23 protein-coding genes are annotated in these 25,014 nt (G+C 64.4%); 11 read left to right on the forward strand and 12 right to left on the reverse strand.

Annotation, left to right across the window (positions count from 1 at the left end):
• Positions 1-38 precede the first annotated feature (38 nt).
• Positions 39-959 carry a LysR family transcriptional regulator gene (locus LB520_RS15535; RefSeq protein ID WP_140844725.1) on the reverse strand — a complete coding sequence of 307 codons (921 nt, stop codon included), beginning with the start codon at positions 957-959 and terminating at the stop codon, positions 39-41.
• 132 nt (positions 960-1,091) lie between these two features.
• On the opposite strand from LB520_RS15535, the gene LB520_RS15540 reads away from it, so the two are divergent.
• From LB520_RS15540 to LB520_RS15555, 4 genes are all read left to right on the forward strand, one after another.
• A complete protein-coding gene (locus tag LB520_RS15540; RefSeq protein WP_224638066.1) occupies positions 1,092-2,318 on the forward strand; it encodes a urate hydroxylase PuuD in 1,227 nt (408 codons plus the stop codon).
• Positions 2,319-2,320: 2 nt separating this feature from the next.
• Positions 2,321-3,637, forward strand: coding sequence for a guanine deaminase (guaD, locus tag LB520_RS15545; protein WP_224638067.1), 1,317 nt, complete (start codon positions 2,321-2,323; stop codon positions 3,635-3,637).
• A gap of 305 nt (positions 3,638-3,942) precedes the next feature.
• Positions 3,943-4,446 carry a heme-degrading domain-containing protein gene (locus LB520_RS15550; RefSeq protein WP_224638068.1) on the forward strand — a complete coding sequence of 168 codons (504 nt, stop codon included), beginning with the start codon at positions 3,943-3,945 and terminating at the stop codon, positions 4,444-4,446.
• On the forward strand, positions 4,443-5,702 hold the full coding sequence (locus tag LB520_RS15555; protein ID WP_224638069.1) for a glycerate kinase: 1,260 nt from the start codon (positions 4,443-4,445) through the stop codon (positions 5,700-5,702). Before LB520_RS15550 ends, LB520_RS15555 begins: the two co-directional genes overlap by 4 nt.
• A gap of 284 nt (positions 5,703-5,986) precedes the next feature.
• Here the strand turns inward: LB520_RS15555 and LB520_RS15560 are convergent, their stop codons facing one another.
• The 5 genes from LB520_RS15560 to LB520_RS15580 form a co-directional block, all read right to left on the reverse strand.
• Positions 5,987-6,760: a UdgX family uracil-DNA binding protein gene (locus LB520_RS15560; protein WP_224638070.1), complete on the reverse strand. Its 774-nt coding sequence runs from the start codon at positions 6,758-6,760 to the stop codon at positions 5,987-5,989.
• 48 nt (positions 6,761-6,808) lie between these two features.
• Positions 6,809-8,215, reverse strand: coding sequence for a glutamine synthetase family protein (locus tag LB520_RS15565; protein WP_224638071.1), 1,407 nt, complete (start codon positions 8,213-8,215; stop codon positions 6,809-6,811).
• Positions 8,216-8,226: 11 nt separating this feature from the next.
• Entirely contained in the window at positions 8,227-9,603 is a 1,377-nt protein-coding gene (locus tag LB520_RS15570; RefSeq protein ID WP_224638072.1) for an aspartate aminotransferase family protein, read from the reverse strand.
• A gap of 138 nt (positions 9,604-9,741) precedes the next feature.
• The gene (locus tag LB520_RS15575) at positions 9,742-10,716 is read right to left on the reverse strand and encodes a WD40 repeat domain-containing protein (RefSeq protein ID WP_224602289.1); all 975 of its coding nucleotides are present in this window, start codon (positions 10,714-10,716) and stop codon (positions 9,742-9,744) included.
• 229 nt (positions 10,717-10,945) lie between these two features.
• A complete protein-coding gene (locus tag LB520_RS15580) occupies positions 10,946-11,971 on the reverse strand; it encodes a CobW family GTP-binding protein (RefSeq protein ID WP_224602292.1) in 1,026 nt (341 codons plus the stop codon).
• Between the two features lie 372 nt (positions 11,972-12,343).
• On the opposite strand from LB520_RS15580, the gene LB520_RS15585 reads away from it, so the two are divergent.
• Positions 12,344-12,817 (forward strand): MarR family winged helix-turn-helix transcriptional regulator, encoded by a 474-nt coding sequence (locus tag LB520_RS15585; RefSeq protein ID WP_027169177.1) that lies wholly within the window; start codon positions 12,344-12,346, stop codon positions 12,815-12,817.
• Between the two features lie 177 nt (positions 12,818-12,994).
• Here the strand turns inward: LB520_RS15585 and LB520_RS15590 are convergent, their stop codons facing one another.
• On the reverse strand, positions 12,995-13,855 hold the full coding sequence (locus LB520_RS15590) for an AraC family transcriptional regulator (protein ID WP_224638073.1): 861 nt from the start codon (positions 13,853-13,855) through the stop codon (positions 12,995-12,997).
• A 44-nt stretch (positions 13,856-13,899) separates the two neighbouring features.
• Here LB520_RS15590 and LB520_RS15595 point away from each other — a divergent pair, with 44 nt between their 5' ends.
• The 5 genes from LB520_RS15595 to LB520_RS15615 all read left to right on the forward strand — a co-directional run bounded on the left by LB520_RS15595 (position 13,900) and on the right by LB520_RS15615 (position 18,081).
• Positions 13,900-14,307 (forward strand): DUF2000 family protein, encoded by a 408-nt coding sequence (locus LB520_RS15595; protein WP_095769391.1) that lies wholly within the window; start codon positions 13,900-13,902, stop codon positions 14,305-14,307.
• Positions 14,308-14,572: 265 nt separating this feature from the next.
• Positions 14,573-15,457, forward strand: a complete 885-nt coding sequence (locus LB520_RS15600; RefSeq protein WP_224638127.1) for a DMT family transporter — start codon at positions 14,573-14,575, stop codon at positions 15,455-15,457.
• A 66-nt stretch (positions 15,458-15,523) separates the two neighbouring features.
• A complete protein-coding gene (locus tag LB520_RS15605) occupies positions 15,524-16,546 on the forward strand; it encodes a LacI family DNA-binding transcriptional regulator (RefSeq protein WP_095769389.1) in 1,023 nt (340 codons plus the stop codon).
• Entirely contained in the window at positions 16,543-17,523 is a 981-nt protein-coding gene (locus tag LB520_RS15610) for a 2-hydroxyacid dehydrogenase (protein ID WP_224638074.1), read from the forward strand. Before LB520_RS15605 ends, LB520_RS15610 begins: the two co-directional genes overlap by 4 nt.
• 174 nt (positions 17,524-17,697) lie before the next feature.
• A complete protein-coding gene (locus LB520_RS15615) occupies positions 17,698-18,081 on the forward strand; it encodes a hypothetical protein (RefSeq protein WP_224638075.1) in 384 nt (127 codons plus the stop codon).
• Between the two features lie 18 nt (positions 18,082-18,099).
• On the opposite strand, the gene LB520_RS15620 is transcribed toward LB520_RS15615, so the two are convergent.
• Positions 18,100-18,873: a gamma-glutamyl-gamma-aminobutyrate hydrolase family protein gene (locus tag LB520_RS15620; RefSeq protein ID WP_224638076.1), complete on the reverse strand. Its 774-nt coding sequence runs from the start codon at positions 18,871-18,873 to the stop codon at positions 18,100-18,102.
• 268 nt (positions 18,874-19,141) lie between these two features.
• Between LB520_RS15620 and LB520_RS15625 the strand changes: the two genes are divergently transcribed.
• Positions 19,142-20,251: a TRAP transporter substrate-binding protein gene (locus LB520_RS15625; RefSeq protein ID WP_095769385.1), complete on the forward strand. Its 1,110-nt coding sequence runs from the start codon at positions 19,142-19,144 to the stop codon at positions 20,249-20,251.
• Between the two features lie 232 nt (positions 20,252-20,483).
• On the opposite strand, the gene LB520_RS15630 is transcribed toward LB520_RS15625, so the two are convergent.
• The 4 genes from LB520_RS15630 to LB520_RS15645 form a co-directional block, all read right to left on the reverse strand.
• Positions 20,484-21,512: a zinc-dependent alcohol dehydrogenase family protein gene (locus LB520_RS15630; RefSeq protein WP_224638077.1), complete on the reverse strand. Its 1,029-nt coding sequence runs from the start codon at positions 21,510-21,512 to the stop codon at positions 20,484-20,486.
• A gap of 8 nt (positions 21,513-21,520) precedes the next feature.
• Positions 21,521-23,311: a TRAP transporter large permease subunit gene (locus LB520_RS15635; RefSeq protein WP_224604591.1), complete on the reverse strand. Its 1,791-nt coding sequence runs from the start codon at positions 23,309-23,311 to the stop codon at positions 21,521-21,523.
• Positions 23,311-23,916: a TRAP transporter small permease subunit gene (locus tag LB520_RS15640; RefSeq protein ID WP_224545344.1), complete on the reverse strand. Its 606-nt coding sequence runs from the start codon at positions 23,914-23,916 to the stop codon at positions 23,311-23,313. The genes LB520_RS15635 and LB520_RS15640 overlap by 1 nt, the downstream gene beginning before the upstream one ends.
• Before the next feature lie 187 nt (positions 23,917-24,103).
• On the reverse strand, positions 24,104-25,009 hold the full coding sequence (locus LB520_RS15645; RefSeq protein WP_095769382.1) for a branched-chain amino acid ABC transporter permease: 906 nt from the start codon (positions 25,007-25,009) through the stop codon (positions 24,104-24,106).
• Between the last annotated feature and the right edge of the window lie 5 nt (positions 25,010-25,014).

Raw genomic sequence — 25,014 nt, forward strand, 5'->3', positions numbered from 1 at the left:
CCGTAGCCTTCCGTCCGGAATGGCGACGCCACCGGCCGTTACTTCCCGGCCAGGAGGTCCTTGATCAGCCGCTGGCAGCGCTCGGCCATGAAGTCGAGCAGCAGCCGCACCTTCGGATCCTGCAGCTTCTTGTGCGGATAGACGGCGGCGAACTGCACCGGCGTCGGTGGCGCCTGGGGCAGGATCACCTTCAGCCGCCGGTCGCGGATGAACGGCTCGACCTCGAAACGCGGCTTGTTGATGATGCCGCGCCCCGATAGTGCCCAGCCGGTCAGAACGTCGCCGTCGTCGGTGTCATAGGGACCGTGCACCTCGAATTTCTGAGGTCCGTTCGGCGTCTGCAGCGTCCAGACATATTCGCGCGCGCCGGCATAGCGCAGCATCAGGCAGTCGTGCTTTTTACCGATCAGCTCCTGCGCCTCGGTCGGCTCGCCGCGCGCTTCCAGATATTTCGGCGCCGCCACCAGCACGCGCTCGCATTCCATGATGCCGCGCATCCTGAGGCTCGAATCCTCGATGATGCCGAGCCGGAAGGCGACGTCGATGCCTTCCTTCATGATATCGACATTGTGGTCGGAGAGCCGAAGCCGCACCTCGATATCGGGATATTTGTCATGGAAATCCGGGATGCCTGACGCGATCAGCCTCCGGCCGAGGCCGAGCGGCGCCGTGACCCTGATGGTCCCGCGTGGCTGGCCGGAGAGCGCCGCGACCGCCGCTTCCGCCTCAGTGATCGCGTCCAGCACCTGCTTGGCGCCGGTGTAGAACACGGTGCCATGCTCGGTCGGCATCAACTGCCTTGTCGTACGGTTGAACAGCCGCACCCCAAGATGCTTCTCCAGCTCTTTGATGCGGTTGGAGGCGACCGCCGGCGAAATGCGCATGTCGCGCCCCGCCGCCGACAAATTGCCGAGCTCGACGACGCGGACGAAGACAGCGATGTTGTCGAGATAGGCCATGTGTGGCTCTCAAAAGGCTGAGCGGGGCAACCTTAGTATTTTCCATTTTTTTTTGAAAGTCATCGCGCACCTCGCCTCTTTTCGTTTGCGCGCCAGACCGTAAAGTCGCTCTCATCGGCAGGGACGAGTGCAATGATGGATTTCGCGATTTTCTGGGACTGGCTGAGCTTCGCGGTCCGCTGGCTGCATGTCATCACCGGCATCGCCTGGATCGGCTCGTCCTTCTATTTCGTCGCGCTCGACCTTGGCCTGCGCCAGCGGCCCGGCCTGCCCGCCGGCGCCTTCGGCGAGGAATGGCAGGTGCATGGCGGCGGCTTCTACCACATCCAGAAATATCTGGTGGCACCGGCCGAGATGCCGGAGCACCTCACCTGGTTCAAATGGGAATCCTACGCCACCTGGTTGTCGGGCTTCGCCATGCTCTGCGTGGTCTATTATGCCGGCGCCGATCTATTCCTGATCGACCCCAACGTGCTCAACATCTCGGTGCCGGTCGGCATCCTCTTGTCGCTGGCCACCATCGGCGTCGGCTGGATCGTCTACGACCTGCTCTGCCGCTCGCCGCTGGGCAAAAGCGACACCGGGCTGATGCTGGTGCTTTATTGCGTGCTGGTGTTCATCGCCTGGGGGCTGACGCATCTGTTCACCGGCCGCGCCGCCTTCCTGCATCTCGGCGCCATCACCGCCACGATCATGTCGGCCAATGTCTTCATGGTCATCATCCCCAACCAGAAGATCGTCGTCGCCGACCTGATCGCCGGCCGCAAGCCGGACCCGAAATACGGCAAGATCGCCAAGCAGCGCTCGCTGCACAACAACTACCTGACTTTGCCGGTCCTGTTCCTGATGCTGTCGAACCACTACCCGCTGGCCTTCGGCACTGAGTTCAACTGGGTCATCGCCTCGCTGGTCTTCATCATCGGCGTGCTGATCCGGCACTATTTCAACACCGTGCATGCAAGGAAGGGCAACCCGACCTGGACCTGGCTGGGCGCTGCCGTGCTGTTCATGATCATCATCTGGCTGTCGACAGTGCCGAAGGTGCTGACCGCCGAGCCCAAGACCTCGGCCGCATCCGCTGCAGCGCAGGCCTACATCGCCTCGGCGCATTTCCCGGCCGTGCGCGACACCGTGCTGGGCCGCTGCTCGATGTGCCACACGCAAGAGCCGGTCTATGAAGGCATCTACCATGCGCCGAAAGGCGTGCTGCTCGACACCGACGAGCGCATCGCCGAGCATGCGCGCGAGATCTACATCCAGGCCGGCCGGGCGCATGCCATGCCGCCCGCCAACGTCACCCAGATAACCGACCAGGAAAGGGCCCTTCTGGTCGCCTGGTTCGAAGGCGCCGGAAAGTAAGCATGACAGCGAAAATTCTGCGCGGCCGCACTCTCTCCTTCCTGCGCTGGCCCGAAGCGATCGACGACCATTCCGCTTGGCGCTACGAGGAAGATGGCGGTCTGCTGATCGAGAACGGCAGGATAGCTGCCGCCGACTCCTATGCCGAAGTCGCGAAGAAGGCCGGCGCCGGTGTCGAGACGATCGACCATCGTCCGCATCTCATCCTGCCGGGTTTCCTTGATGCCCATGTGCATGTGCCGCAGATGCAGATCATCGCGTCTTACGGTGCGGAGCTGCTCGACTGGCTGAACAAATACACTTTTCCGGAAGAGGCGAAGTTCCAGAACGCGCAGCATGGCCGCCGCATCGCGCGGCTGTTCCTCGACGAAATGCTGCGCCACGGCACGACGACGGTCGCGGCCTATTGCTCCGTACACAGATCGTCGGCGGAAGCCTTCTTCGCTGAGTCGCATGAACGCAACATGCTCAACATCGCCGGCAAGGTGATGATGGACCGCAATGCGCCCGGCGGCGTGCTCGACACGCCGCAGACCGGCTATGACGATACGAAGGCGCTGATCGCCGAATGGCATGGCAAGGGCCGCCAGCTCTATGCCATCACGCCGCGCTTCGCCATCACGTCGTCGCCCGAGCAGATGGAAATGGCCGGCGTGCTCTGCCGTGAGCATCCCGATCTCCACATGCAGACGCACCTGTCGGAAAACCACGCCGAGATCGCCTTCACCCAGGAGCTCTGCCCCTGGTCGCGCGACTACACCGACGTCTATGAGCATTACGGCCTGCTCGGCAAGAAGAGCCTGTTCGGCCACTGCATCCACCTGTCGGAGCGCGAGGCGGACGCGATGTCACGGTCGGGTTCGGTCGCGGTGTTTTGTCCGACTTCCAATCTCTTCCTCGGCTCCGGCCTGTTCGATTATCAGCGTTACCGCCGGCGCGAGAAGCCGCTCAGGATCGCCGCGGCCACGGATGTCGGCGGCGGCACCAACTATTCGATGCTGCGCACCATGGATGAAGGCTACAAGGTGATCGCGCTGAACGGCGAGAAGCTCAATCCGTTCCAGTCCTTCTGGCAACTGACGCGCGGCAATGCCGAAGCGCTGTCGGTGGCCGACAAGGTCGGCACGCTGGACGAAGGCAGCGATGCCGACATCGTCGTGCTCGATGCTCATGCCACGCCGGGCATGCGGCTCAGGATGGAGACTGTGGAGACGCTGGCGGAAGAGCTCTTCCTGCTGCAGACGCTGGGCGACGATCGTGCCGTGCGCGAGGTCTATGTGGCGGGCCGGCCGGCGAAGAGCGCGATTGTGGCGGGATAAGTCCCGACAATGGGGTAGATCTTCGAGTAGGGCAAGATGATGACTGCGCCTGGTTGCCAAGTGGTTCCCCCACTCCGTCGCCGCTTCGCGGCGCCACCTCTCCCCCCTCCGGAGGGAGAGGAAAGGGGCCAACTGGAAAGGCGCCAGCTTGAATCGCTTCGCGCCTTTCCTCTCCCCCGTCGATCGGGGGAGAGGTGTCGAGCGAAGCTCGACGGAATGGGGGTCGACCCTGGCGCGCCCGCGACGAGTGCTTGACCAGACAGAGCTTGTCGTACAAACGACGGTGGGATTTCGGAGAAAGAGACATGGCCACCGCCGACGACATCGCTCTGATCAAGAAACAGGAAGCCACGCTGGTCTTCCCGACTTTCGATGAGGCTGTCGCCTTCAAGATCGGTTCCGCCATCAGGGACCGGGCGCTGAAGGAAGATCTTCCGATCATCGTCGACATCAGGACTTTCGATCGGCCGCTCTTCTATGCGGCCATGCCGGGTTCCAACGCCTCAAATCCCGATTGGGCGCGGCGCAAGATCAATGTCGTGAAGCGCTATCTCAGAAGCACTTATCGCCTGGTGCTGGAGCAGCAGCGCCCGGACCGCACGTTCAAGGTCGGCGAAGCGCTCGACATTGCCGATTATGTGCTCGCCGGCGGCGGCTTTCCGGTCACCGTCAAGGGTGCCGGCGTCATCGGCGTCATCGCCGTCTCGGGCCTGCCCGAGCGCGAGGATCATGGCGTCGTGGTCGACGCGCTTTGCGCGCATCTTGGCATCGATGCGAGCGGGCTCGCGCTGCCGCCGGAAGAAAAATGACTGACCCGAAAAGCTTTCTCACCTCGATCTTCGACGCCGCCGTCGCCGCCGCCGACCCGGAAAAGACGATCCGCAATCATTTGCCGGCGAAGCCGAAAGGTCGCACCGTCGTCATCGGCGCTGGCAAGGGGTCGGCGCAAATGGCGGCCGCCTTCGAGAAGGTCTGGGACGGACCGATCGACGGCTTGGTTGTCACCCGCTACGGCTATGGCGCCAGATGCGAGCGCATCGAGATCATCGAGGCGGCGCATCCGGTGCCGGATGTCGCTGGCCTCGAGGCGTCGCGCCGGCTGCTGGAGAAGGTGCGGGGCCTGACCGCTGACGACCTGGTGGTGGCGCTGATTTCCGGCGGCGGTTCGGCCTTGCTGCCGTCGCCGGCTCCGGGACTGACGCTTGCCGATGAGATCGCCGTCAATGAAGCGCTGCTTGCCTCCGGCGCGCCGATCGCGGCGATGAACACCATCCGCAAGCATGTCTCGACCATCAAGGGCGGGCGCCTGGCCGCCGCTGCCCATCCTGCGAGGGTGGTGTCGCTGGTCGTCTCCGATATCCCCGGCGACAATCCGGCGCTGGTTGCCTCGGGACCGACCGTTCCCGACACCGGCAGCCGCGCAGATGCGCTGGCCTCGATCGCGGCCTATGGCATGAAGCTGCCGGCCTCGGTCATGGCGCATATCCAGTCGCCGGCGGCCGACGCGCCGAGTCCAGACGATCCGCGCTTCGCGGGCAATGAAGTGCACCTGACCGCGTCGGCCGGCGTGTCGCTGGAAGCCGCGGCCGCCGAGGCTAATCGGCAAGGCATCGAGGCCGTCATCCTGTCGGACGCGATCGAGGGCGAAGCGCGCGAGGTCGGCGGCGTCCATGCCGCGATCGCCCGCGAGGTGGCGACGCGCAACCGCCCCTTCGCGAAGCCGGTGCTGATCCTCTCCGGCGGCGAAACGACCGTGACGTTGCGGGCAAAAGGCAAGGGCGGCCGCAATTCCGAATTCCTGCTCGCTTTCGCCATTGGCATCGACGGCGTGAACGGCATCGATGCCTTGGCCGCCGACACCGACGGCATCGACGGCTCGGAGAACAATGCCGGCGCCTTCGCCAACGGCTCGACCGTGGCGCGCATGCGCGTGGCAGGCGTCGACGCCAAGGCGATGCTCGCCGGCAACAATGCCTGGACGGCCTTCAATGCGGTCGGAGATTTGTTCGTCCCGGGGCCGACCGGAACGAATGTGAATGATCTGAGGGCGATTCTGGTTAGGTAGCGCGATAAGCGCTGACGTCGTCATTCCAGGGCGAAGCAGGAGCGAAGCTCCGTCGCGAAGACCCTGGAATCCATTCCGTGACGTCGGGCAAGGAATGCAGCGGAGCAGAATTCTGAACCGTTGCGGCGCATCGAAGTCACGGAATGGATCCTCGGGTCTGCGCGCGTCGCTTCGCTCCTTGCTCCGCCCGTGGATGACGAAGCCATAGGCGCTTCGGCTACTCTCCAACGCCGCAGACCCGTTCAAAAGCGCATGCCCACCGGTCCCTCGGGTGCGTAGAACGATCAAGCAGCCATCAGCTGCTTCACCTTCCGCATATCCTGCAAAAACCGCTCCTTCTCAGCCTCCTTGTCCTCCCGATCGCGGATGCGCAGGATGAAGGACGGGTGGATGGTCACGAACACGCGCAAGCCATCCTCGCGCTCGATCACATCGCCGCGCATCTTGGTGATCGGCACGGCCTTGCCGAGCAGCGACTGCGCCGCCGTCGCGCCGAGCGCCACCACGAGGTTCGGCTTGACGAGGTCGAGCTCCTTGTCCAGCCACCAGCGGCAGGCCTGGATTTCGCCGGCATTGGGCTTGGAATGGATGCGCCGCTTGCCGCGCGGCTCGAATTTGAAGTGTTTGACCGCATTGGTCACATAGACCTTGCGGCGATCGATTTCGGCGTCGTCCAGGATGCTGTCGAATACTCTGCCGGCCGGGCCGACAAATGGCTTGCCGGCCAGATCCTCCTGATCGCCTGGCTGTTCGCCGACGAAGACCACGTCCGCGCTTTCCGGTCCTTCGCCGAACACGGTCTGCGTTGCGTCATGCCAAAGCGGGCAGCGGCGGCAGCCTTTCGCCTCTTCGCACAACTCCGGAATATCTTCGGCTTCAGGCGCCACCACATCGGCCGGCTCGGGCGTCGGCCAATGCTTGGCCTTCACCTTGGCATGGCGCGGCACTGGGGTGGTTGGCATCCGGTCGATCATCTCTGACGCGGCTCTGTCTGCTCCTGCTATCAAATCTGGAATGAGCGAGGCCACGGGAAGGTTCCGCCAATATTTCTTCGGCATCTCCTGTCGTCGGCAAAACGTGATCGCCGCGCCTGTCAGGCCCTGCGCTCAAACCTCATGCAAATAGAGATGATAGTCCAGCTCACTGACGGTCCGCGCAACGCGCAGATATTCCGCCTGCTTGATCGCCACGAAGGTTCTGTGCAGGTCGGAGCCGAGCGCCGACTTCAGGAAATCGGAGCCTCTGGCCGCCTCGATTGCGGCGCGCCAGTCGGCTGGCATGGACGATTTCTCCGTCGCCTGTTCATAGCCGTTGCCGATCGTCTCGAGGCCGGGGTCCAGACCCTCGTCCAGGCCCTTGACGATGCCGGCCAGCACCGTTGCGGCGACAAGGTACGGATTCGCGTCGACTCCCGACGGCCGGTGCTCGATGCGGCGGTTCTTGGCGTCGCCCGCCGGCACGCGCAACGCCACCGAGCGATTGTTGACGCCCCAACTGGGCGCCACGGGGGCATAGGATTGCGAGACGAAGCGGCGCCATGAATTGGCGTGCGGCGCAAACACCAGCATGGATTCCGCCATGGTGTGGATGAGGCCGCCAAGCGCGTTGAGCAGGCTTAGCGACCATTTCTCGCCGGCTGCCTCGGTGAAGACGTTGCGGCCGCCATCGTCCTGCAGCGAGACATGGAAATGCATGCCCGATCCGGCATAGGCCTCGATGGGTTTGGCCATGAAGCAGGCGGTGACGCCGTGCCGCCGCGCCTGCGCCCGCACCAGCCGCTTCAGCATGACGAGATCATCGGCCGCCCTCATCACGTCCCTGCGGTAGTTGAGCGTCAGTTCGTACTGGCCCGGCGCGTATTCGGAAATCACCGTCTCGGCTGGAATGCCTTGCGCCCTCGCGGCTGCGTAGATGTCGGAAAACAGCGGCTCCATGCCATGCAGATGGTCGACCGAATAGACCTCGGTCTTGGCCGAGCGGCGGCCGTCGAGCACCGCGCGGGCAGGCTGAACCTTGCCATCCGCGTCGCGCTCATTGGACAGCAGGAAAAACTCAAGCTCGAAGGCGCCGGCCGGATGCAGGCCGCGTGCCGCCAGCAGTTCCACCTGCCTTGCCAGCACTAGCCGCGGGTCGGAGGTCATCGGCTGGCCGTCGAGATGGTGCATCGACATCAGCACCTGGCCGCGCGGCGGGTTGGTGCCGAAGAGCGGGACCAGCGTGCCGGGGATCGGCCATGCCCTGAGATCGCCGTCGCCGGTGTCCCACACCAGCCCGGTTTCATGCACATCCTCGCCGGTGATGTCGAGGCCGAGGATCGAGATCGGCAGATGCCGGCCGTTCTCGAAAATGCCCATCAGCTCGTGCCGGCGCACGATCTTGCCGCGGCCGATGCCGTTGGCGTCGGTGAGCACGATGTCGAACGCCTCGATCTCGGGATGCGCGTCGAGAAACGCCTTCGCCTCGGCGGGAGCCGAGCCGGAAGGGGAGGTGGTAGCGGCGTTCAGATTGTCCATCGCCGCTTTTCTCACGCCGCAAGCTTGCCCGCAACCGCGGCGAAGGCGGCGATCAGTCGGCTCACTTGCGCCGAAGTCGTTGCCGGTGAGATCAGCATCATGTTGTGGAACGGCGCGATCAGCACGCCGCGATTGACCAGCGCGACATGGATGGCGGCTTCGAGTTCCGGCGCATGCGCCTTCTCGGCCTCGCCGCCGTTTTGCAGCGGTCCGGGCGCACAGATGAACTCGACGCGGGCGCCGACCCGCGCGACATGCCAGGGCAGCTTGCTTCGCTGAATGACGGCGGAGAGCCCCGCATCGAGGCGGCGCGCCAGCCGGTCCATATGGGCGTAGGCTGCCTCCGTCATCACCTCTTCCAGCGTGGCGCGCATCGCCGCGAATTGCAGCGGGTTCGCCGACAGCGTCGTGCCCATGCCGGAATAGCCGGGCTCCTTGGTCTGGTTGTAGGCGCCATAGCGCGTGGCGACCTCCTCGCTCATGCCCCAGATGCTCGCCGGCACGCCGCCGGCCACCGGCTTGCCGAGCACGAACAGGTCCGGCTCCAGCCCGTGCTTGCGCGTATAACCGCCCGGGCCCGTCGAAATGGTGTGCGTCTCGTCGATCAGCAGCAGCGTGCCGGCCGCGCGGGTCAGGCGCCGCAGCGCGTCGTGGAAGCCGGGTTCCGGCAGCACCATGCAGGAATTGGTCAGCACCGGCTCGGTGATGACGCAGGCGACGTCGCGGTCCGCAAGCGCCGCTTCCAGGGCAGGGATGTCGTTGAACTCGACGACCTTGGTCGCCCGCGTCAGGTCGCGGAACTCGCCGGCCAGCCCAGGCCGGTTGACCGGTTTGCCGTCGATAAGCCGCACCATCGTCTCGTCGACCGAGCCATGATAGCAGCCGTTGAAGACCAGGATCTTCTCGCGTCCGGTCACCGCGCGGGCGACGCGCAGCGCAAAGCGGTTGGCGTCGGTGGCGGTGGTGGCGATCTGCCAGTAGAGCAGGCCGAAGCGCTGCTGCAGCAGTGGGCCGATCGCCAGCGCATCCTCGCTTGGCAGCATATAGGTCAGACCCCGAGCGGCCTGCCGGCGGATCGCCCGGGCGACCGCCGGCGGCGAATGGCCGAGCATCGAGCCGGTATCGCCGAGGCAGAAATCGTCGAGCCTATTGCCGTCGATGTCAGTGATGATAGCGCCCTTGGCGCCGTCGACCAGAATCGGGAACGGCGTCGGCCAGTCGCTCATCCAGTGCATCGGCACCCCGCCGAGGAAACCGGCAATGCCGTTGCCGAGCTTCGCCTCGGATTTCGGCCGCGCCTTGCGGAAGGCGGCCGCCTCCGTCTCGCGCAATTCGGCGATGCGAGCGACGTCGATGCCGCCGATGGAAGTCCGGTCGATTGAATGCATGAAGTCCCCTCAGGCAGTAAGGCAGTAGGCAGTAGGCAGTAGGCAGTAGGCAGTAGGCAGTAGGCAGTAGGCAGTAGGCAGTAGGCAGTAGGCAGTAGGTGCCGTCGTCCCTAAGCCCTACTGCCTATTCCCTACTGGCTACGCGGTGATATCGATCACGCCGCAATCGCCGGGGGCGCTGCCAAACACGACGCGGCGTTCTTCCTTGTCCCACATCATCGACGTGATGGCGCCCGTGCCGGGCCGGCGCAGCAGCACTTCTTTGGCGTCGGCGAAGCGCGCCGCAATCACCATGCCGTCCTCGTAGCCGATGGCCACGACATCCTGGCTCGGATGGCAAGCGACGCAGGTCACCATAGTATTGCCGCGCGTGCCGAGCTCCAGCGGCGCCTTGCCCATCGGCCCGTCTTTGCTGGCGAACGGCCACACGATCGCCGCCGGCGCGCCGGAGCTCGCCAGCCATTTGCCCTTCACGCTCCAGGACAGGCTCTTCACCTTGCCCGGATAACCCGACATGCGCATGTGCTTGCCGTCGGCGAGCTTCCAGCCATGCAGCGCGTTTTCCTGCATGGTGGTGACGAGGAAGGCGCCGTCCGGTGAAAAGGTGATGCCGGTATGGGCGCCGGCCCATTCGAGCTCCACCGGCTTGCCCTCGGCGGCCGGGAAATGCAGCGTCGCGCCATTGTAGCGGGCGACGCCGAAACGCATGCCCTTGGGCGAGAAGGCCAGCCCCTCCACCGAGCGCGGATGGCTAAATTCCTTGATCTTGCCGTCGGCGAAACGCACGAAGGCCGTCTTGCCCGAAGCATAGGCGACCGCGCCCTGCGGCCCGGCGCTGACGCTGGTGATCCATTTTTTGCCGGCGCTGGCCAGCTCGCTCACCTCGCCGCCGGCCTTCACGGCAAACACCTTGCCATCCTCGCCGCCGGTGATCAGCCGGTCGTTGGCCGCGTCATGGAAGGCGGCAAGCAGGCCGTCATTGGCCTGAACCGTCTTGTGCCCATTATCGAGCCGGTGGATTGCGCCGTCGGCGAGCGCGAAATGCGGCACGTCATTCAAGAAGACGGCGGCAACGCAATGGCCTTCGAGATCAAGCGGGGCGACTGTGGGCATGCAAACGGTCCGTTCGAGATTAGCCAGCGCGGCTAGGTGCGGCCTTGCCTTCTCCCCTTGTGGGAGAAGGTGGATCGGCGCGCAGCGCCGAGACGGTTGAGGGGTGGGTGACGGAACGCCGTCATCGCCGAACTGGAGCACTCCTCATCCGACCTCACTTCGCGAAGCCACCTTCTCCCACAAGGGGAGAAGGAAGAACGGGCAGCGCTAGCGTTTGAAAGCCAGGAAATCAAGCCGCCTGGCAGGCTTCAAAACTCTTCCTGAGCCGCTCGGCGTCGAGATCGCGGCCGATGAAGACCAGCCGGCTTTCGTGTTTTTCGCCATCCTTCCAGGCGCGCTGGTGGTCGCCTTCGAGGATCATGTGCACGCCCTGCAGCACATACCGGTCCTCGTCGCCCTTCAGCGCGATGATGCCCTTCAGCCGCAGGATGTTCGGCCCTTCCATCTGGGTCACCTTCTCGATCCAGGGAAAGAATTTCTTGGGGTCCATCTCGCCGCCGCGCAGCGACACCGACTTCACCGTCACGTCATGGATGTCGGAAGCATGGTCGTGATGGTGATGATCGTGACCGTCATGATCATGATGATGGTCATGGTCGTGCGCGTCGAGGAAATGCGGATCGTTCTCCAGGGCCCGCGACAGGTCGAAGGCGCCGCGGTCGAGCACTTCGTCAAGCGCCACGCCGGAACGCTGCGTGCGATGGATTTTTGCCGCCGGGTTGATGGCGCGGATCGTCGCTTCGACCTTTTCAAGCTCATCGGGCGTGACGAGGTCGGTCTTGTTCAGCACCACCACGTCGGCGAACGCGATCTGGTCCTCGGCTTCCTTGGAATCCTTAAGGCGCAGCGGCAGGTGCTTGGCGTCGACCAGCGCCACAACCGCGTCGAGCTTGGTCTTGGTGCGCACGTCGTCGTCCATGAAGAAGGTCTGCGCCACCGGCACCGGGTCGGCGAGGCCCGTGGTCTCGACGACGATGGCGTCGAAGCGGCCGGGTCGCCGCATCAGGCCTTCGACCACGCGGATCAGGTCGCCGCGCACCGTGCAGCAGACACAGCCATTGTTCATCTCGTAGATTTCCTCGTCGGATTCGACGATCAGGTCGTTGTCGATGCCGATCTCGCCGAACTCGTTGACGATGACGGCGTAACGCTTGCCGTGGCTCTCCGACAGGATTCGGTTGAGCAGCGTCGTCTTGCCCGCGCCGAGATAGCCGGTAAGAACGGTTACGGGGATTTGCGTCTGTGCGTCGCTCATGGGTTGCCTCGAAAATCCTGGATTGTCGGCCTGATATAGGATGGGTGTCGAGCTTTTGCACGCGCCAAACCGATGGGCCAGGCCGACCCTCCAAGCGGAATGGCCCCAGGCACGGATCGGCGGCGGCCGAGGCAGGCCAGACGCAGGAACTGCTCGGGCGCCCAAGCGCCTTCATCAGCGTCCGCTGTGAATCTCGCCGGTGCAAAAGTCGTTTGTCATCTAACTGAAATAAACATCTGGCATCACCTGCGCGGGCACCGCAATGCTTGCCGGCAAAGCGTTCCGCAAGCCGGACTCTTTAAATCGTCATTTGCCAGCCGTCGGACAGCCTCTATGCTTGTCCGCGCCGGTTCGGCCGAAGAGGGAACGACCATGGCCAAGGCGGACAAGACAGCGACAATGAGCCGGCTGCATTCGGCGGCAAGGCTGGCGCGTACAGCGCTCGCCGCGCGGCTTCTGGCGCACGGCTTCTATGCCGGCCAGGACCAAATCATGCTGGCGCTCGACCGCGAGGACGGCCAGACCCCCGGCAACCTCGCCGGCCGGCTCGGCGTGCGCCCGCCGACCATCACCAAGACCATCAACCGGCTGCAGGCGCAGGGTTTCCTGGAAAAGCGCGCCTCCAACGCCGATGCCCGCCAGGCCCATATCTTCCTCACCGAGTCCGGCCGTGAAACCATCCGCGCCATCGAGAAGTCGGTCAAGAAGACCGAGAAACAGGCGCTGAGAGGCCTCGACAAGAAGGACCAGAAGGCGCTGTTCAAGCTGCTCGCCCGCATCGAGGCGAATCTGTCGAACGAAGATCTGGTGCTGATCGACGATGACGCGGAGTTGGATGAAGCGTGACGCGTGAGCGTCATCGCTCAACCGCGAGACGTTCCCATTAACGATCGACGCGAAGCGTCGTCTCGAGCTAAGCGCGATGCGCAGCATCGTCGCTCCACACGCCATCTAAGCAACGGCTTAGCGGAAAAGGCGACGATGCTGCGCCTCGCGCCTGAGCGACGACGCTGCGCGTCGCGCTTACGCGTCGCGCACCAGCGCTGCCCAGCGCCCCGGCGTCATGCCGAACGCCTTCTTGAAATGCCGGTTGAAATGGCTCTGGTCGCTGAAGCCGGCGCCGGCGGCGATTTCCGCCAGCGACTCGCCCTCGGCGATCATGCGCCGCGCCTTTTGCAGCCGGCGCATCAACAGGAAGCGGTGCGGGCTGGTCGAATAGGTGGCGCGAAAATGGCGCGACAACGCGTAGCGGTCGAGGCCGGTGACGGCCTCCAGCTCATCGGAGCGCACCGGTCGCTCGGCATTCTCCTCGAGATAGTCGCGGGCAAGCGCGGCGGCGCGCCATGCGGTCTTGCCCGTTGACTTTGCCGGCTGCCCGGCATGGCGTTTGAGGTGTTGCGCCAACTGCGCAACGAAATCTGCCACGAACAGGTCGCCGAGTGCCTCGTCCAGCGGTGCCAGCGCCGACAACAACGCGTCGCGCAAGCATGGATCGTCGACCACGGCGTCGCGGACGAAAGGCAGCGGCTCGCCATCGAGGCAGTCGAGCAGCAGGGACGGCTCCAGATACAGGATCCTGTAGCGCAGGCCGTCTTCCGTGCCGGCGCCGCCATCGTGCAATTCGTCTGGATGCAGCACGATCGCCTGGCCGGGCAGGCTGTGTTGCAGCGCGCCGCGATAATGGAAGCGCTGCACGCCATGCAAGGTCACGCCGATCGCGTAGGTGTCGTGCCGGTGGAGCTCGAAGGCGTTGCCATGGAAGCGCGCCTCGATGCGTTCGAGACCCGAGCCGCCCGGAGCCGAAACGATGCGATCGCCGTTGGCCGCATCCGCGCACGAACGTTCAAGACCTTCCTTCGCTTCTTCGCTTAGAGCCTGCGCCATCGCCTGTCCCGCCCGTCACGGGCCGTCTCGGAGTCTCAATCTTGGTGTTCGACACGAAAATTGCAATTGTTCTCAGAGAGGACCTGCCGGTGTGGCAGAAGCTCAACGTCACCGCATTCCTGACCAGCGGCATCGTTGCGCAGTTCCCCGAAATCATCGGCGAGGCTTACCGTGATCGTGCCGGCAACCTCTACAACCCGATGTCGATCCAGCCGGTCATTGTCTTGTCGGCCGATGCGGCGACGCTGGGTACGATTCACCGCCGGGCATTGGAACGCGGCGTGACGACGTCCGCTTATGTCGAGGAGATGTTTTCGACCGGGCACGACGTCGCCAACCGCGCCGTCTTCGCCGAATTCGCCCCGGACGACGCCAAGGTCGTCGGGATCGCCATGCGCGGCGAGAAAAAGCTCGTCGACAAGATCACCAAGGGCGCCCGTATGCATGGCTGAATGGGTGGCATCCTTCGCCCGAAGGACCAATTGCGGACGTTTGGGGTTGGCCTGAACGCTATCACGTCGCGAGGGGCGTTCATGCCAATCGCCAACAGACAATGCGTTCTAAGCCTGTCCGAAGCGCTTGTTGGGCCAGTCGCTTTTGGCTTGCTGGCAAGGGCCGATTGCCTCAGAAGGGTACCGTCTATCTTCCTTCGGCCCGACCTTGAGCGCTCCCAGAAACAATGACGACAGCGCAACGCCGCCCGCGGCGATGCTTCTGATGCTGTGCGTCTATGTCTGCTTCACCTTTCTCGACACCTCCAGCAAATATCTGGTGCTGGCCGGCGTCTCGGCCCTGATCGTCGCGTGGGCCCGCTTCACCATGCATGTCCTGCTGGTCGGCATCTTCCTGCGCGGCTGGCGCGAGCCGGTTCGCTTCCGCGCCAACAACCTGCCGGCGCACCTCTTGCGCGGCGTCCTTTTGTTCGGCTCGACCATGTTCAATATCCTGGCGCTGCGCACGCTGCAGTTGGCCGAGACAACGTCGATCTATTTCTTCGGCCCGATGGTCATCACCGCGCTTGCCGGCCCGCTGCTCGGCGAATGGGCCGGCTGGCGGCGCTGGCTGGCGATTCTCACCGGCTTTGTCGGCGTGCTCATCATCACCAGGCCTGGCGTCGGCGTGTTCGGCATCGGTCATCTTTTCGCGCTGGGCTCGATGCTGTCGAACAGTTTTTACGTGATCATGACGCGGCGCATGTCGTCGACGGAGACCTCGGAGAGCCTGATCCTCTTTTCGGCGCTGGCACCCGCCGTGCTGCTCCTGCCGCTGCTGCCTTTCTCGCTGTCATTGCCGCAGGATGGCTGGCACTGGGTCATCCTGTTGATGCTCGGCGTCTTCGGCGCCGGCGGCCACTATTTGCTGGTCCGGGCCTATCGTCTGGCGACCACGACCCAGCTCGCGCCCTATCCCTATTCGCAGATGGTGTGGATGATCATTTCCGGCTGGCTGATCTTCCACCAGTTCCCCGACCGCTGGACGCTGCTCGGCGCCGCCATCATCGTTGCCAGCGGGCTCTACATCATCCATCGCGAGCACCGGCTTCGCGTCCGCAACTCCGCCTCGCTCGACACCGAGGCCGAGGCGCTGGCGAAAAAACTTTGATTTGCGCCGAATCCGGTGGCATAAGGCCGTTTTAAAAAATTTAAAGACCCTGGGGAGCGAAGGGCACTGGCACAGAAGATCAAGCTTTCGACGATCGCGGATGCGCTCGGCGTGTCCACGGCAACGGTGTCGCTGGCGCTGCGCGACAGCCCGCTGGTCGCCGGCACGACGCGCGAGCGCATCAAGGAGCACGCCCGCGCCATCGGCTATATCTACAACCGTCGCGCCGCCTCGTTGCGCACCTCGCGCTCCGGCATCGTCGGCGTCGTCGTGCACGACATCATGAACCCGTTCTTCGCCGAGATACTGCGCTCGATCGAAAGCGAGCTCGACCGCAGCCGCCAGACCTTCATCCTGTCAAACCACTACGACCAGCTGGAAAAGCAGCGCACCTTCATCGACACGCTGCTGCAGCTCGGCGCCGACGGCGTCATCATGTCGCCGGCCATCGGCACGCCGGCCGAGGACATCATCATGGCCGAGGAAAACGGCCTGCCGGCAGTGCTGATCGCGCGCACCGTTGCCGGCGCCGATGTGCCGGTGTTCCGCGGCGACGATGCCTATGGCACGGCGCTCGCCACCAATCATCTGATCTCGCTCGGCCACAAGCGCATCGCCATGGTCGGCGGCACCGACCAGACCTCGACCGGCCGCGACCGCTACCAGGGCTATCTCAACGCGATGGAGGCGGCCGGCCTGGAGGTGAAGCCGTCCTGGCGCATTCCCGGGCCGCGCACCAAGCAGGCGGGTTTCGAGGCCTCGGGACAGTTTCTGGCGCTGAAGGACAGGCCCACCGCTGCCTGCTGCTGGAACGATCTGGTCGCGATCGGGTTGATGAACGGCATTGCGCGCGCCGGCCTCGTGCCGGGCGTCGATATCTCGGTCACCGGCTATGACGATCTCGAGGAGGCGGCAATCGCGACACCGGCCCTGACCACGGTCTGGAACGGCCAGCGCGAGGTCGGCCGCCGCGCCGCCAGCGCCCTGCTTGACAAATTGAACGGACAGGCAGTGCGGCCCTCGCAGGAGCTGATCAAGCCGGAACTGCATGTGCGGCAGTCGACCGGCAAGCCAGTGGAGCGTGCATGAAGGCCGAAGGAAAATTGCCGGTCGCCATCCTGGTGCCGGGCGATTTCAACGACCATGCCCTCGGCCGCATCGACGAGGCGTTCAAGTGTGTGCGGATCGAACGCGCCGATCCGTCTTTGGTTACGGACGAGATCCGCGCCACGGTGCGCGGCATCGCCTCCTATGCAGGCATCGACGCGGCGATGATCGATGCGCTGCCCAATCTTGAGATTATCGCCAGCTTCGGCGTCGGCTATGATTCGGTCGACGCCAATCATGCGGCCAAGCGCGGCGTCATGGTCACCAACACGCCCGATGTCTTGACCGAGGAGGTCGCCGACACCGCCATCGGCCTTCTGATCAACACCGTGCGCGAGCTCTACGCCGCCGAGAAATGGCTGCGCGACGGCGACTGGGTGACCAAGGGCAATTATCGCCTGAGCCGGCTTACCTTGCGTGGCCGCCGCGTCGGTATCTTCGGCATGGGCCGCATCGGCCGATCCGTCGCCCGTCGCCTTGAAGCCTTCGGCCTGCCGATCGCCTATCACAACCGGCGCAAGGTCGAAGGCCTGGCTTACGAATATCATGCCACTTTGAAGGGGCTTGCCGAAGCCGTCGACACGTTGATCTGCATTGCCCCGGGCGGCACCTCCACCGAGAAAGCGGTCAATGCCGAGGTCCTGTCGGCGCTGGGTTCGAACGGCGTCTTTGTCAATATCGGCCGCGGCTCGACGGTGGACGAGGCAGCCCTTGCTGCCGCCCTCAAGAGCGGCACCATCGCAGCCGTCGGGCTCGACGTCTTTGCCGACGAGCCGAACGTGCCGCAGGCCCTGCTCGATGCTCCCAACGCCTCGCTTCTGCCGCATGTCGGCTCGGCGTCGGTCCACACCCGCCGCGCCATGGCCGATCTGTGCGTCGACAACCTCGTCGCCTGGTTTACCGACCGCCGGCCGCTGACGCCGGTGCCGGAGACGCTCAACGTTAAGGCGCGCGCCTGAGGCATTTCTCGGTCCTCACGGAAACGGCAAACCGCCTGCCTCTTTGTTTGGTGCAATTCCGGACGGAAAGCCGTCCTGGAAATTGCTCCAATCCGCACGCGTCGCCACATTTATTAACGCCCACTTAACCCTGTGGAATCATTCTGCATACTTGGTTATGTGCGGAGAGGCAGGGTGAAGCTGTTCGTTGGCTTGGCAGCATCGGTAGCGTTGTTCGGGGGCGTTCAGTTCCTGCATGGCGGCAACGGCCAAAGCGAGGCCACCGAACTCATCCCGACAAACGCCTATCGGCTGACCGCCAATGGCGATGAAGCGGCCTGCGCCATCCACCGCGCCGAAGTCTCGGAAGGCCTGTCGTTGCTTTCCGTCGCCCCGAACTGCCGCAAGCTGATGCCTGGCATCGAGCACGCGAAATTCTGGCGCGAGCAGGCGGATGGTTCGGTCGCTTTCAGTGACGACGGGGTCGATCCGATTGTCACCTTCGGCGTTGCCGATGGCGACGGCTACGAATCCTACGCGCCGGCCGCGCCGCTTCTGGCGCTGAGCACAAGCGAATAGCCGCGGAACTGTCCAGGCTTACTCTGCCGCGGCGCGGGCACCTGTTTTGGCGGCCGCATGCAGGCGCACCGCATCGCCGAAGGCCTTGAAGATCTTGGCGGAATTGCTGTCCGACTTCACCCAGTATTCGGGGTGCCATTGCACGCCGACTGCGAAGGCACGGGCATCCTTGACGGAGACTGCTTCGATCGTGCCGTCGCTGGCCAAAGCCTCGACCTGGAGCCTGGAGCCCAGCAGGTCGATTGCCTGGCGATGCAGCGAGTTCACCTTGATCTCGCCGGCGCCGAACACGCCGGCAAGGCAGCTTCCGGGCTTGATCGAGATCGTCTGGTGGATGCCGAAGCGCTCGTCCTGATTGTCGCTCACCGGCGCGCGGTGGTCGAGCGAGCCATCGCGTTCCTGGATCTCGGTGCCCAGCGTGCCGCCGAGCGCGACGTTCAGCTCCTGGATGCCGCGGCAGATGGCAAGCAACGGCACGCCGCGCTCGATCGCCTTGCGGATCAGCGGCAGCGTGGTTGCGTCGCGCGCCGTATCGTAGGGGCCGTTGGCCTCGCTGGGATCGCCGCCATAGAGCGAGGGATGCACGTTGGACTTCGAGCCCGTCACCATGACGCCGTCGACCGACGACAGCAGCTCGTCGAAATCGAGCCGGTCGCCGAAGGACGGCACCAGCAGCGGGAACACGCCGGCGCCGGCGACCGCCGCTTCCAGATACTGCTGGGGTGCCGCGTGCCACGTGTAGTTGTCGAACTGGCGGACGTCGGACGAGACTGCGACGAGCGGTTGCTGCATTTTGGGTTTGAATTCCTTCGAGAGCTAAGGAGTTAATCTGCCTACAAAATAGGCGATCTGAAGGCGGTTTGCCATGGCAAGTTTCGCTGCCTTGCATGGGCCAGCGGCAGGCTCGTTAGACTATAGTTGCACGCGGCGCCGGAATGGCTGCAACCCTCGCCCGCAACACTGGACTCGACTCTTTGCCTGTGTATGTTTCTTCCCCAACCGATCCGGGCAACGAGGATGCCCTGACGTCGGTCAGCTGATCCGCAAGGGAGGAAACTTAATGGATCGTCGTTCTTTCATTCGCAAGGCCGGTGCGTCCGGCGTCGGTGCTGCAGCTGCGGCCGCAGCGCTTGCCACGCCGGCAATAGCCCAGTCCAATCCGAAAGTGACGTGGAGATTGGCATCGTCCTTCCCGAAGTCGCTCGACACGATCTATGGCGGCGCCGAAGTCTTCTCAAAAATGCTGTCGGAGGCGACCGACGGCAATTTCCAGGTCCAGGTCTTCGCCTCCGGTGAGCTCGTGCCCGGCCTGCAGGCTGCGGACGCCACCACGGCCGGCACAGTCGAGGCCTGCCATACGGTCGCATACTATTACTGGGGCAAGGACCCGACCTGGGCGCTCGGTGCCGCAGTGCCCTTCTCGCTCAACGCGCGCGGTATGAATGCCTGGCACTATCATGGCGGCGGCATCGACCTGTTCAACGAGTTCCTCGCCACGCAAGGGCTGTTCGGCCTGCCGGGCGGCAATACCGGCGTTCAGATGGGCGGCTGGTTCCGCAAGCAGATCAACACGGTGGCCGATCTCTCGGGCCTCAAGATGCGCATCGGCGGCTTTGCCGGCAAAGTTGTGCAGAAGCTCGGCGTCGTGCCGCAGCAGATCGCCGGCGGCGACATCTATCCGGCGCTGGAGAAGGGCACCATCGACGCCGCCGAATGGGTCGGCCCCTATGACGACGAGAAGCTCGGCTTCTATAAGGTCGCGCCCTACTACTACTATCCCGGCTGGTGGGAAGGCGGCCCGACCGTGCATCTGATGTTCAACAAGGCCAAATACGAAGAGCTTTCGCCGGCCTACAAGTCGCTCGTGCATACCGCCGCGCAAGCGGCGGACGCCAACATGCTGCAGAAGTACGACTATCTCAATCCGGCGGCGGTGAAGCGGCTTGTGTCGAACGGTGCCAAGCTGGCGCCGTTCAGCCAGGAGATCATGGCCGCCTGCTTCGAGAAGGCCAACGAGGTCTATGCCGAGATGGAATCCAACAACGCGCCGTTCAAGAAGATCTGGGAATCGATCAAGGCTTTCCGCAAGGAGCACTATCTCTGGGCCCAGGTCGCCGAATACAATTACGACACCTTCATGATGGTGCAGCAGCGCAACGGCAAGCTGTAGACCGCCGCCCTCCTCTTCCCCTTGTGGGAGAAGGTGGATCGGCGCGAAGCGCCGAGACGGATGAGGGGTGTTGGAAGGATCGCCGTCCTTGCCAAGCTGGAGCACCCCTCATCCGTCGCCTTCGGCGACACCTTGTCCCACAAGGGGAGAAGGGAAAACCGCGCCTAGCCAGATGACGGGCAGCGCCAGCGCCTGTACATCAGTGAACTGGAACGCTTTCCCAGGAAGTGGGTCAGCCTCGGCCCGGCACCACCAGCACCTTGACCTCGCCCGGCGCCGGCGGATTGGCGATCACGTCCGGTGCCTCTTCGAGGCTAACCTGCTTCGAGATCAGCCGGTCGATCTCGATCGCGCCGGAGGCGATCAACTGGGCCGCCCGGCCATGCGTGAACGGGTTGAGGAAGGAGCCGAGCACCTTCAGTTCGCGAAACAAGAGATCGAACGGCTCGATTTCCACCTTCATCCCTTGCGGCACGACGCCGACGATCGCCACCGTGCCGCCCGCCTTTGCCATGCGCATCGACTGCTCCACCGTGTCGCGGACGCCGGCGCATTCCAGCGCCACGTCGACGCCGCCGGGCGCCAGGCCATTCGGCCCGGCGACGGCCGCGATCGGGTCGCCGGCGCTTGGGTCAATCGTCGCGGTCGCGCCGAGTTCCTCGGCTAGCGCACGACGCGAAGCCTGCCGGGTCGACAGAATGATGGTCGCCGCGCCCGCGAGCTTGGCCAGTTGCAGGACGAGCAGGCCGATGACGCCGCCGCCCAGCACCACGACCGATGCGCCCGGCCGGATCGCGGCCAGGTCGACGCCGTGCAGGCAGCAGGCGAGCGGCTCGCAGAAAGCGCCATGCATCGGCTTGAGGTTTGCGGGCAGTCGGAAGGCTTGGCTTTGCGGCATCAGCACGTAATCGGCGAAGCCGCCGTCGCGGTGGATGCCGATGGCGCGCAGATTGCTGCAGAGATTGACGCGGCCGGCATGGCAATGGGCGCAGCGCCCGCAGGCAATGTTCGGATCGCCGGTGACGCGGTCGCCGACGGCAATGCCCGTCACCGCCGCGCCGACCGCTTCGACGATGCCGCAGAACTCATGGCCGAGCGTCACCGGCGGCGTGCAGGGAAATTCGCCATGGAAGAGGTGGCGGTCGGTGCCGCAGACGCCGCAGGCCTCGATGCGCACCAGAACGTCCTCAGGCCCGGGAACGGGTTTTGCGACCTCGCGCAACCCGATCTTACCTACCGCTTCCAGCCGCACGGCTCTCATGGGTATCCTCAATTGAATTTGGGCGGCTGCGAGAGATCGGGCGCCGGCGCCGCCGGCTTGGCCGGCGCATCGCCGAAGCTCGGCGGCTGCGACAGGTCGGGCGTGCCGGGTGCCGCCGGCGCGCCGCCATTGGATGGCGCAGCTCCATTGTTGTTCGCCGGGGGCGTTCCGAGCGGCGACAGCGAAGGCATGTCGGGCAGCCTGAGGTCGATGGTGCTGGGCTCCACCGCGGCACCCTTGTAGCGCATGACCATCTGCGGGAAGGCGATGGTCAGCCCGATCATGATCACCTGGATCAGGACGAACGGCACGGCACCCCAATAGATCTGCCCGGTGGTGATCGGCGCGATCTGCTTGCCGGTGATCCTGTCGAGGTAGGGCACGCGGGCCGCGACCGAGCGCAGGTAGAACAGCGCGAAGCCGAAGGGCGGGTGCATGAAGCTGGTCTGCATGTTGACGCCGAGCAGCACGCCGAACCAGATCAGGTCGATGCCGAGCTTGTCCGCCGCCGGCGCCAGCAGCGGCACGATGATGAAGGCGAGTTCGAAGAAATCGAGGAAGAAGGCAAGCACGAAGACCAGAATGTTGACGCCGATCAGGAAGCCGGTCTCGCCGCCGGGCAGCGAGGTCAGCAGGTGCTCGACCCAGATATGGCCGTTGACGCCATAGAAGGTCAGCGAAAACACGCGCGCGCCGATCAGGATGAACAGCACAAAGGCGGAAAGCCGGGTCGTCGAGGCTAGCGCCTGGTTGATGACGTCCATCGTCAGGCGGCCCTTCATTGCCGCCATGATGAGCGCGCCGACGGCGCCCATGGCGCCGCCTTCCGTCGGCGTGGCGATGCCGAGGAAGATGGTGCCCAGAACCAGGAAGATCAGCGCCAGCGGCGGGATCAGCACGATCACCACCTGCTGCGCCAGCTTCGACATCATGTTGATACGGAGCCGCTGATCGAGGATGGCGACGACATAAATGATGATGACGCCGACGGCGAAGCCGAGGATGTCGGCATTGTCGCCGTGTGTCGGCGCAAGGTAGCGATAGGCCGCGTATGAAATCGCGCCCGTCACCACAACTGCCACCAGCAGAGATATCACACCGTGGCCGAGCGTACGCGCCTCGAGCGGCAGCGCCGGCATCGAGTTCGGCCGGACGATCGACATGATCAGGATGTAGAGCATGTAGATGCCGGTGAGCACGAGGCCGGGGATCAACGCGCCGGCATACATGTCGCCGACCGAGCGTCCCAGCTGGTCGGCCAGCACTATCAGCACCAGCGACGGCGGGATGATCTGCGCCAGCGTGCCGGAGGCGGCGATGACGCCCGAGGCCACGCGCCGGTCGTAGCCGTAGCGCAACATGATCGGCAGCGAGATCAGGCCCATGGCGATGACCGAAGCGGCCACCACGCCGGTCGTCGCAGCAAGCAGCGCACCGACGAAGATCACCGCATAGGCAAGCCCGCCGCGGATCGGCCCGAACAGCTGCCCGATCGTGTCGAGCAGATCCTCGGCCATGCCGGAGCGCTCCAGCACGATACCCATGAAGGTGAAGAACGGTATCGCCAAGAGCGTGTCGTTCGACATCACCCTGGTGCCGTAAAAATTGTCGGGAAGCGCATGCAGCAGCGGCCAGGCAAGGTTGATCGACCCGCCGGAATAGGGCGACAGCACGACACCGATGAAGAAGAACATCAGCCCGTTGGCGGCAAGCGAGAAGGCTACGGGGTAGCCGATCAACAGGAAGATGACCAGCGAGGCGAACATGATAGGCGCCATGTTCTGCGCGATGAATTCGATCACGAGCGCACCTCGCCCGCGTGCGCCTTGGCTTCCTCGGCCAGCGCCTTGGCCTCGAGCTCGGCCTGCTCATGGGCCGAGATAAAAGGAGTGGGATCGTCCATGTCGCCACGCATGATGGCGATCTTCTTGATGATTTCGGAAATCCCTTGCAGCGCGAGCAGGAAGAAGCCGACCAGCAGGATGGCCTTGGCCGGCCACACGATCAGGCCGCCGGCATTGGTCGACATCTCGCCGCTGCGGAAGGAAAGCGACACATAAGGCACGAAATAGATCACCATCAGCACCACGAACGGCATCAGGAAAAAGAGATGGCCGAAGAGGTCGATCCAGTGCTGCACACGGCGCGAGAACATGCCGTAGACGATATCGATGCGGATATGATCGTTCTGTTTCAGCGTGTAGGCGGCGGCCAGCATGAAGGCGGCGCCGAACAGGTACCACTGCAGCTCCAGCCAGGCGTTGGAGGAGATGTCGAACACCTTGCGGATGACGGCATTGCCAGCGCTCACCAGGATCGCGAGCAGGATCAGCCACGACACCCAGCGGCCGATGAACTCGTTGATGCGGTCGATCGTCCTGGATAGCGCGAGCAGCCCTGCCATGCATAGTCCTCCCTGGTACCGGCAGCGCGCCCGATTCCCCCTCCGGTGTCGCGCCGCTTGGCCCAACGATATGCAGTGCGTGGTACGGCAGGTCAACATGACAAAGCGACGGCAAACAGATCGGCAAGCCGCGCAGAGGCGGAATGCCGCCGCTTGACGCCACGTCATGCAACCAAAGTCTCGGAGCTCAGGCGATCTTGGCCTGGTCGCGCCCGGCGCCGATCAGCACCAGCATGGCGACGAGGAAGAGATAGATCCAGGCGTCGCGCCATTCGAGCGGGAAATAGCCGGCCCAGAGCGATTCCGCCATGCCGAAGGCCGCGGCGCCAAGCGCCGCCTTGAGCGGCGACAGATAGCCGCCGACCGCCGTCACGAATAGGATCTTGAGGCCGTAGACCAGCCCGGTGCCGAAGGAGACATTGCCATAATAGAGACCGGCAAGCACGCCGGCCAGGGCGGCGCAGAAGCCGCTGAACAGCACGGCGCGGCGGAACACCGCGGTGACGTCGATGCCGCACATCGCCGCCGCTTTCGGGTCGTCGGAGACGGCGCGCCAGGCGCGGCCGAAATGCGAATGCGAGAACAGCCAGGCCGCCAGCGCCACCACCGCGATGATACAAGCGCAATCGAGCAGCTGGATCACCGTGAGCGTCACCTTGAAGCCGTCACCCTGGGCAAAGATGACGGGGTTGGCGAGCATCGGCGGCAGCCACAGGTCATGCGTGTCGGCGGCGATGCGGCTCGCTTCCGACAGGAAGATGAGAATGCCGAGCGTCGTCACCACGATGGCGTTGGGCGAGCGGTCGGCGAGCCTCTCGAAAACGCTGCGCGACAGGACATGACTGATCAACGCGGCATAAAGCACGGCGGCGGCGACGCCGAGCATTACCGCGGCGGCCAGCGTAAGCCACAGCGCCTGATAGCCGAAGGCGGCGGTCAGGATCATCGTCTGGCCGCAGAAGGCGAACAGCGCGCCGTAAGCCAGGTTGGTGCGATGCAGGATGCCGTTGGTCAGCACATAGCCGAAGGCGAGCAGCGCATAGAGAGCGCCCGAATGCAGCCCGTTCAGCACCTGCTGGAAGAAATAGAGCATGCGAT

Origin of the sequence: Mesorhizobium sp. CA12 (genome assembly GCF_020165255.1) — a bacterium.
Classification (GTDB): Bacteria; Pseudomonadota; Alphaproteobacteria; order Rhizobiales; family Rhizobiaceae; genus Mesorhizobium.

Coding starts and splice junctions, on each gene's coding strand:
- LB520_RS15535 (WP_140844725.1), bottom strand. CDS start 959: ATGGCCTATCTCGACAACATCGCTGTCTTCGTCCGCGTCGTCGAGCTC.
- LB520_RS15540 (WP_224638066.1), top strand. CDS start 1,092: ATGATGGATTTCGCGATTTTCTGGGACTGGCTGAGCTTCGCGGTCCGC.
- guaD (WP_224638067.1), top strand. CDS start 2,321: ATGACAGCGAAAATTCTGCGCGGCCGCACTCTCTCCTTCCTGCGCTGG.
- LB520_RS15550 (WP_224638068.1), top strand. CDS start 3,943: ATGGCCACCGCCGACGACATCGCTCTGATCAAGAAACAGGAAGCCACG.
- LB520_RS15555 (WP_224638069.1), top strand. CDS start 4,443: ATGACTGACCCGAAAAGCTTTCTCACCTCGATCTTCGACGCCGCCGTC.
- LB520_RS15560 (WP_224638070.1), bottom strand. CDS start 6,760: ATGCCGAAGAAATATTGGCGGAACCTTCCCGTGGCCTCGCTCATTCCA.
- LB520_RS15565 (WP_224638071.1), bottom strand. CDS start 8,215: ATGGACAATCTGAACGCCGCTACCACCTCCCCTTCCGGCTCGGCTCCC.
- LB520_RS15570 (WP_224638072.1), bottom strand. CDS start 9,603: ATGCATTCAATCGACCGGACTTCCATCGGCGGCATCGACGTCGCTCGC.
- LB520_RS15575 (WP_224602289.1), bottom strand. CDS start 10,716: ATGCCCACAGTCGCCCCGCTTGATCTCGAAGGCCATTGCGTTGCCGCC.
- LB520_RS15580 (WP_224602292.1), bottom strand. CDS start 11,971: ATGAGCGACGCACAGACGCAAATCCCCGTAACCGTTCTTACCGGCTAT.
- LB520_RS15585 (WP_027169177.1), top strand. CDS start 12,344: ATGGCCAAGGCGGACAAGACAGCGACAATGAGCCGGCTGCATTCGGCG.
- LB520_RS15590 (WP_224638073.1), bottom strand. CDS start 13,855: ATGGCGCAGGCTCTAAGCGAAGAAGCGAAGGAAGGTCTTGAACGTTCG.
- LB520_RS15600 (WP_224638127.1), top strand. CDS start 14,573: ATGCTGTGCGTCTATGTCTGCTTCACCTTTCTCGACACCTCCAGCAAA.
- LB520_RS15610 (WP_224638074.1), top strand. CDS start 16,543: ATGAAGGCCGAAGGAAAATTGCCGGTCGCCATCCTGGTGCCGGGCGAT.
- LB520_RS15620 (WP_224638076.1), bottom strand. CDS start 18,873: ATGCAGCAACCGCTCGTCGCAGTCTCGTCCGACGTCCGCCAGTTCGAC.
- LB520_RS15625 (WP_095769385.1), top strand. CDS start 19,142: ATGGATCGTCGTTCTTTCATTCGCAAGGCCGGTGCGTCCGGCGTCGGT.
- LB520_RS15630 (WP_224638077.1), bottom strand. CDS start 21,512: ATGAGAGCCGTGCGGCTGGAAGCGGTAGGTAAGATCGGGTTGCGCGAG.
- LB520_RS15640 (WP_224545344.1), bottom strand. CDS start 23,916: ATGGCAGGGCTGCTCGCGCTATCCAGGACGATCGACCGCATCAACGAG.
- LB520_RS15645 (WP_095769382.1), bottom strand. CDS start 25,009: ATGCTCTATTTCTTCCAGCAGGTGCTGAACGGGCTGCATTCGGGCGCT.